Genomic DNA, 6766 nt, shown 5'->3' on the forward strand with positions numbered 1-6766 from the left:
TTGAACCCCGCCTCCGGCGGGGTTTTTTTATTCTGGATCGGCGATACTCGCGCAATCCGTCGTCTGGATATCGGGGAACCGCATGCCGCTTCACGTCTTGGACAGCTTGTCCGCCATCGCACCACACGAGTGGGACGCGTTGGTGCCCGTCAATCAACCGTTCCTGCGCCACGCTTTTCTCACAGCCCTGGAAGACAGCGCCAGCCTGGGCACACATTCCGGGTGGCAGCCCGAGCACTTGCTGCACATTGAAGAGGGGCGCTTGCTGGCGGCGTTGCCCAGCTATCGCAAATGGCACTCCTATGGCGAGTACGTCTTCGATCACGGCTGGGCCGACGCTTGCGCCCGCGCCGGCATCGACTATTACCCCAAGCTGCTGACAGCGGTGCCGTTCAGTCCGGTCACTGGCCCACGACTGTTGACGGCGCGTGTGGAGGATGGCTTGGAGCTGCTGGGCAGCCTGCCGGGGTATCTGGAGATCGAAGGGCTTTCCAGTGCCCACATCAATTTTACCGATGCCTTCACCGATGCGGCTCTGGCCGGGCAGGAGGGCTGGTTGCAGCGGATCGGTTGCCAGTACCACTGGCAGAATCGCGGCTATCGGGACTTCCAGGATTTTCTCGATGCCCTCAGTTCCCGCAAGCGCAAGCAGATGCGCAAGGAGCGCGAGCAAGTGGCGGGGCAGGGTATCGATTTCGAGTGGCTGGAAGGCCATCAACTCGACGAGGCGCAGTGGGACTTTGTCTACGCCTGTTACGCCAACACCTACGCGGTGCGTCGGCAGGCGCCTTATCTGACTCGCACTTTTTTCAGCCTGCTGGCCGAGCGCATGCCGGAGGCCATTCGCGTGGTGCTGGCCAAGCAAGGTTCACGGCCGGTGGCGATGGCGTTCAGCCTAGAGGCTGGCGACAGTTTCTATGGGCGTTATTGGGGTTGCCTGGCGGAATTCGACCGCCTGCATTTCGAGACGTGTTTCTACCAGGGCATGGATTACGCGATTGCCAATGGCCTGCAACGTTTTGATGCCGGAGCCCAGGGCGAGCACAAGTTGATCCGCGGGTTCGAGCCGGTGATCACGCGCTCGTGGCACTACCTGCGCCATCCAGGCCTGAAAGCGGCGGTGGCGGATTTTCTCGCGCGGGAACACGAGGGCGTAATGGCGTATGCCGAAGAGGCCAGGACAGCACTGCCTTATCGGCAGTGCTGAAGCTGTCCGAGACTTCGTGGCGAGGGAGCAAGCTCCCTCGCCACGAATTTTGTGCAGCACGGACCTAATCGATCCCGACAAACCCACCCGTCTGATGCTGCCAGAGCCGCGCATACAACCCGCCCTGGGCCAACAGTTCGGCATGGCTACCGGTCTCGGCGATGCGCCCCTTCTCCAACACCACCAACCGGTCCATCCTGGCGATGGTGGAGAGGCGGTGGGCGATGGCGATCACGGTCTTGTCTTGCATCAGCGTCTCGAGGCTTTCCTGAATCGCCGCCTCGACTTCCGAGTCCAGCGCTGACGTCGCTTCGTCCATGATCAGGATCGGCGCGTCCTTGAGCAGCACCCGGGCGATGGCGATGCGCTGGCGCTGGCCGCCGGAGAGCTTCACGCCGCGCTCGCCCACGTGGGCATCGAAACCGGTGCGGCCTTCGGCGTCCGAGAGCAACGGGATGAACTCGTCAGCCCGGGCCTTGTGCACCGCTTCCCAGAGTTGCGCGTCGCTGGCGTCGGGCTTGCCGTAAAGCAGGTTGTCGCGAATCGAGCGGTGCAGCAGCGACGTGTCCTGGGTGATCATGCCGATACGTTCGCGCAGGCTTTCCTGGCCGACGTGGGCGATGTCCTGGCCGTCGATGAGGATGCGCCCGCCCTGCACGTCGTAAAGGCGCAGCAGCAGGTTCACCAATGTGGATTTGCCGGCGCCGGATGGGCCGATCAAGCCGATTTTCTCGCCCGGCTTGATCACCAGGTTGAGGTCGCTGATCACCCCGCTTTTCTTGCCGTAGTGGAAATCCACATGCTCGAAGCGCACTTCGCCCTGGGCCACCGCCAACGGCTTGGCCTGCTCGCGGTCGGTGACGCTGACGGGCTGGGAGATGGTCTGCAAGCCGTCCTGGACCATGCCGATATTTTCGAAAATGCCAGTGACCACCCACATGATCCAACCCGACATGTTGACGATGCGGATCACCAGGCCGGTGGCCAATGCAATGGCGCCGACGCTGATCAACGACTGGGTCCACAACCACAGCGCCAGGGCCGTGGTGCCGACAATCAATAACCCGTTCATGCTGGTGATGACCACGTCCATGCTGGTCACCACGCGACCGGCCAACTGGGCTTTTTCGGTCTGCTCTTCAATGGCCTCGCGGGCGTATTGCTGTTCGAAGTTGGTGTGGGCGAACAGCTTCAGGGTGGTGATGTTGGTGTAGCCATCGACGATCCGGCCCATGAGCTTGGAGCGGGCATCGGACGACACCACCGAGCGCTCCTTGACCCGGGGCACGAAGTAACAGAGCGCGCCGATGTAGGCGGCGATCCACATCAGCAGCGGGATCATCAGGCGCCAGTCGGCTTCGGCGAACAGCACCAGGGAACTGATGGCATAGATCAGCACGTGCCACAGCGCGTCCACCGCCTGCACCGCCGAATCGCGCAGTGAGTTGCCGGTCTGCATGATGCGCTGGGCGATACGCCCGGCAAAGTCGTTCTGGAAGAAGTTCAGGCTCTGCTTGAGCACGTAGCTGTGGTTTTGCCAGCGGATCAGGCTGGTCATGCTCGGGCTCAGGGTCTGGTGCACCAAGAGGTCGTGCAGGGCGACGAAGATCGGCCGGAAAACCAGCGCGACTACGGCCATCCAGGCCAGTTCAAGGCCGTGGAGCTTGAAGAAGTCTGCGTTGGGCGTGGCCTGGGTCAGGTCGATGATACGGCTCAGGTAGCTGAACAGCGCCACTTCGATCAGCGCGCCGATCAGGCCGACCACCAGCAGCGCGGCGAAGCTGGGCCAGACCTGTTTCAGGTAATAGGTGTAGAAGGGCAGGACGCGGTTCGGCGGGGCCGAGGTCGGGGCGTCGCGGAAGATGTCGATCAGTTTTTCGAAACGGCGATAAACCATGGGTTACATAGCCCGGGCAGGGCTCTCCTTTTTTTGCTGTGGGCGGCGCGGGATCGCCGATGCCGCCCAGGCTTGCCCTGCGGGTTTAGTCGATGCGCTTGGCCGACTTGATGATCACAGGGTCGATCGGCACGTTTTGCATGCCTTGCTTGGTGGTGGTCTGGGAATTGACGATGATGTCCACCACGTCCATTCCCTTGACCACCTTGGCGAACACCGCGTAGCCGGCGTCGCGGCCCGGATCGAGGAAGGCGTTGTCAGCCACGTTGATGAAGAACTGGCTGGTGGCCGAATTCGGGTTGGAAGTGCGGGCCATCGACAAGGTGCCGCGAACGTTGTGCAGGCCATTGCTGGCTTCGTTCTTGATCGGCTCCTTGGTCTCTTTCTGCTGCATCTGCTGGGTAAAACCGCCGCCCTGGGCCATGAAGCCCGGGATCACCCGGTGGAAAATCGTGTTGTTGTAGAAGCCGCTGTCGACGTACTCAAGGAAGTTCTTGGTACTGATGGGGGCCTTGACCGGGTCCAGTTCGATTTCGATCTGGCCATTGGTGGTGTCCAGCAGTACGTGCGGCGCCTTGGCCGGCTGCGCGGCCATCAGGTTGGCGGCAAAGAGGACGGAGCCGGCGGCGAGGGCGATTTTTTTCAGCATGGGTTCAGTGATCCTGAGTAGTGGAATCGATTGCGATCAAGAATTCGAGCAGGGTTTGGTTGAAGCGTTCGGGTTGATCCAGCGGCGTAGCGTGCCGTGAATCGGCGATGACTGCCAGTCGTGCGTCAGGCAACAGCTTTACATAGGCCTCTTTCAGCGCCACCGGGGTGTAGTCGTGGTCGGCGCAAATGATGAGGGTTGGACAGGCAACTTGCGACAGACGTTCCTGTACGCCCCAGCCGACTATGGCGTCGAAACTGGCGAGATAAGCACGTTTGTCATTCGTTGCCCAGCGCCGGGCCATTTCCAGGCGTAACTGGGTCTGTTCGGGCTTGGGGAACAGCTTGGCGCCGAGGGCCTTGCCGATGGTTTCCAGGCTGAGCAAGCGCATCAGGCTCCAGCGCTTGAACCATTGCCAGCAATCGTCAGGCGTGCGGACCTTGACCTCGGGGGCGCTGTTGACGATGCACAAGCTCTTGACCCGCGCGGGTTCGTCCACGGCCAGTTGAAAGCAGATCATGCCGCCCATGGACCAGCCCGCCAGATGCACCGCGCCCAGGTCGAGGTGGTCGATCAGCGCGCTCAGGTCGGCGCTGAATCCTTCGATGCTATAGCGCTCGCGGGGCTTGTCGGACCGACCGTGGCCGCGCACATCCATGACAATCAGGCGATAGCGGGCGGATAGTACCGGGATCTGTTTTTCCCAGTCACGTGTGCTGGAGCCCAGCCCGTGCACCAGCACCAAGGGCGCGCCATGGCCGTATTCCTCGTAATGCAGGTTGCAACCTTCGTGCTCGAAATAGGCCATCGGCAAGGTCCTTGTCAGGCTTGTTCAGGGGCGGCGAATGGCGCATCCAGCGGCGCGGTATCAAACGTGCGCAGCAGCTCGACCAGGATCTGCGTCGCCGGGCCCAGGGGTTTTTCCTTGTTCGAGAAAAGATAGAAGGTCGAGTTGCGGCTGCCTCCTTGTTCCAAGGGTAGACGCTTGAGCAAGCCTTCCTTGAGTTCTCGTTCGATCATGTGCCGCGGCAGCCAGGCGAATCCCAGGCCGCTGCCGACAAAAGTCGCGGCGGTGGCCAGGCTACCCACGGTCCAGCGTTGCTCGGCACCGAGCCAGCCGACGTCCCTGGGTTGCTGGCGACCGGAGTCGCGGATGACCACTTGCAGATGGCTTTCCAGGTCCTGGAAGTTCAGCTCGCGGTTGAGTCGGTGCAGGGGGTGTTCCGGATGGGCCACCGCGACGAATTCGACGTCGCTCAGTTCCGCGCCCAGGTAGCCGGGAATGCTGAAGCCGCTGATGGCCAGGTCCGCCACGCCTTCGAGCAGCACTTCTTCGACGCCCGACAGCACTTCCTCACGCAACCGCACCCGGCACCCCCGGCTTTGCGGCATGAATGCCGTCAGCGCCCGGACGAGGCGGGCGCTGGGGTAGGCCGCGTCGACCACCAGTCGCACTTCCGCTTCCCAGCCCTGTTCCATGTGGTGAGCAAGGTCTTCCAGTTGGCTGGCCTGTTTCACCAGTTGCCGCGAGCGGCGCAGCAGCACGCCGCCGGCTTCAGTCAGCACAGCCTTGCGCCCATCGATGCGCAGCAGCGGCACGCCGAGCTGGTCCTGCATGCGAGCCACGGTGTAGCTCACCGAGGATTGGGAACGATGCAGCACTTCGGCGGCCTGGGCGAAACCACCATGGTCCACCACCGCCTGCAATGTTCGCCATTGATCCAGGGTCACGCGGGGCGCTTTCATATTGAGCTCCTCTTGTCCTAAGCTGGCGGTCCCTTGGTGGAGACTGCCGAATGAAAAAAATCTGTTGTGCGCTGCTGGCCCTGCTGCCGCTGACTGCGTTTGCCTACCCGATCGACGTGGAAAAACACCTCAACGGCCTGAGCATCGACTACACCGCCTACGACACCGACGCCGACATCGGCTCGATCCAGGTCAACAACTACGGCAGCACCGATGCGACCTGCAAAGTGGTGTTTCGCAACGGCCCGGAAGCGCCGCGCACCCGCACCATCGAAGTCGCCGCCGGCAAGTTCAAGAACGCCACCGCCAAGTTCAACCGCAACATCATCAAGCTGCGCATCGAGCTGACCTGCAAGCCGAAATAGCCGCGGCGGGGCAGTGCCATAAAAGCATGCTCCGCTTATAAACGAATTTATCGATGCTTTGCAGCAATTATTTGCGCTTTTTCATCGATATGATCGCGCTTAACCTTCACTCCATCGACTTACAACCTTCTCAGATGGAGCCTACAAGCCATGTCCCGCGTTCTGATCATCGAAAGCAGTGCCCGCCAGCAAGACTCGGTTTCCCGTCAATTGACCCAGACCTTTATCAACCAGTGGAAAGCCGCGCATCCGGCCGATGAAATCACCGTTCGCGACCTGGCGGTCAACCCGGTTCCGCATCTGGATGCCAATCTCCTGGGTGGCTGGATGAAGCCGGCCGAGCAGCGCAACGACATCGAGAACGCGTCGCTGGAGCGCTCCAACCAACTGACCGACGAACTGCTGGCCGCCGACGTGCTGGTCATGGCGGCGCCGATGTACAACTTTGCGATCCCCAGTACATTGAAGGCTTGGCTCGACCACGTGCTGCGTGCCGGTGTGACCTTCAAGTACACCCCCACCGGTCCCCAGGGACTGCTGGCCGACAAGCGTGCCTTCGTGCTCACCGCTCGCGGCGGCATTCATGCTGGCGGCGCGTCCGATCACCAGGAACCGTACCTGCGCCAAGTGATGGGTTTCATCGGAATCCACGACGTCACCTTCATCCATGCCGAGGGCATGAACCTGGGCGGCGATTTCCAGGAGAAGGGGTTGAACCAGGCCAACGCCAAGCTTTCCCAGGTCGCCTGAGCCGTTAATGTTCGGATAATCGCCGAGTGGTCTAGTGACTCGGCGCTTCCCTTCAAACCGTTTTGCGCATCGAACCTCCCTTTGCACTTATTGCTCCTGAGTGCATCAGCCCGATTGAACGCTTTAGCGAGATCGGGCTTTTTTTGCCTGGG

The 6766-nt window shown here is 61.5% G+C and carries 7 protein-coding genes; 3 read left to right on the top strand and 4 right to left on the bottom strand.

Annotated features, from left to right (window positions below):
• Nucleotides 1–82 precede the first annotated feature (82 nt).
• Nucleotides 83–1207 (top strand): GNAT family N-acetyltransferase, encoded by a 1125-nt coding sequence (locus JZ00_RS22220; protein WP_039593359.1) that lies wholly within the window; start codon nt 83–85, stop codon nt 1205–1207.
• A gap of 64 nt (nt 1208–1271) precedes the next feature.
• Here JZ00_RS22220 and JZ00_RS22225 read toward each other — a convergent pair whose 3' ends face one another.
• The 4 genes from JZ00_RS22225 to JZ00_RS22240 form a co-directional block, all read right to left on the bottom strand.
• Complete coding sequence (locus JZ00_RS22225) at nt 1272–3104, bottom strand: ABC transporter ATP-binding protein (RefSeq protein WP_039593360.1); 1833 nt, start codon at nt 3102–3104, stop codon at nt 1272–1274.
• 85 nt (nt 3105–3189) lie between these two features.
• Nucleotides 3190–3753 carry a peptidylprolyl isomerase gene (locus JZ00_RS22230; protein ID WP_039593361.1) on the bottom strand — a complete coding sequence of 188 codons (564 nt, stop codon included), beginning with the start codon at nt 3751–3753 and terminating at the stop codon, nt 3190–3192.
• 4 nt (nt 3754–3757) lie between these two features.
• A complete protein-coding gene (locus JZ00_RS22235; RefSeq protein ID WP_039593362.1) occupies nt 3758–4561 on the bottom strand; it encodes an alpha/beta fold hydrolase in 804 nt (267 codons plus the stop codon).
• A 14-nt stretch (nt 4562–4575) separates the two neighbouring features.
• Nucleotides 4576–5499, bottom strand: a complete 924-nt coding sequence (locus JZ00_RS22240; RefSeq protein ID WP_039593363.1) for a LysR family transcriptional regulator — start codon at nt 5497–5499, stop codon at nt 4576–4578.
• A gap of 50 nt (nt 5500–5549) precedes the next feature.
• On the opposite strand from JZ00_RS22240, the gene JZ00_RS22245 reads away from it, so the two are divergent.
• Nucleotides 5550–5864 carry a hypothetical protein gene (locus JZ00_RS22245; RefSeq protein ID WP_039593364.1) on the top strand — a complete coding sequence of 105 codons (315 nt, stop codon included), beginning with the start codon at nt 5550–5552 and terminating at the stop codon, nt 5862–5864.
• 150 nt (nt 5865–6014) lie between these two features.
• Nucleotides 6015–6614, top strand: a complete 600-nt coding sequence (locus tag JZ00_RS22250; RefSeq protein ID WP_039593365.1) for an FMN-dependent NADH-azoreductase — start codon at nt 6015–6017, stop codon at nt 6612–6614.
• Nucleotides 6615–6766: the final 152 nt, after the last annotated feature.

The organism is Pseudomonas frederiksbergensis, from assembly GCF_000802155.2.
Classification (GTDB): Bacteria; Pseudomonadota; Gammaproteobacteria; order Pseudomonadales; family Pseudomonadaceae; genus Aquipseudomonas; species Aquipseudomonas frederiksbergensis_A.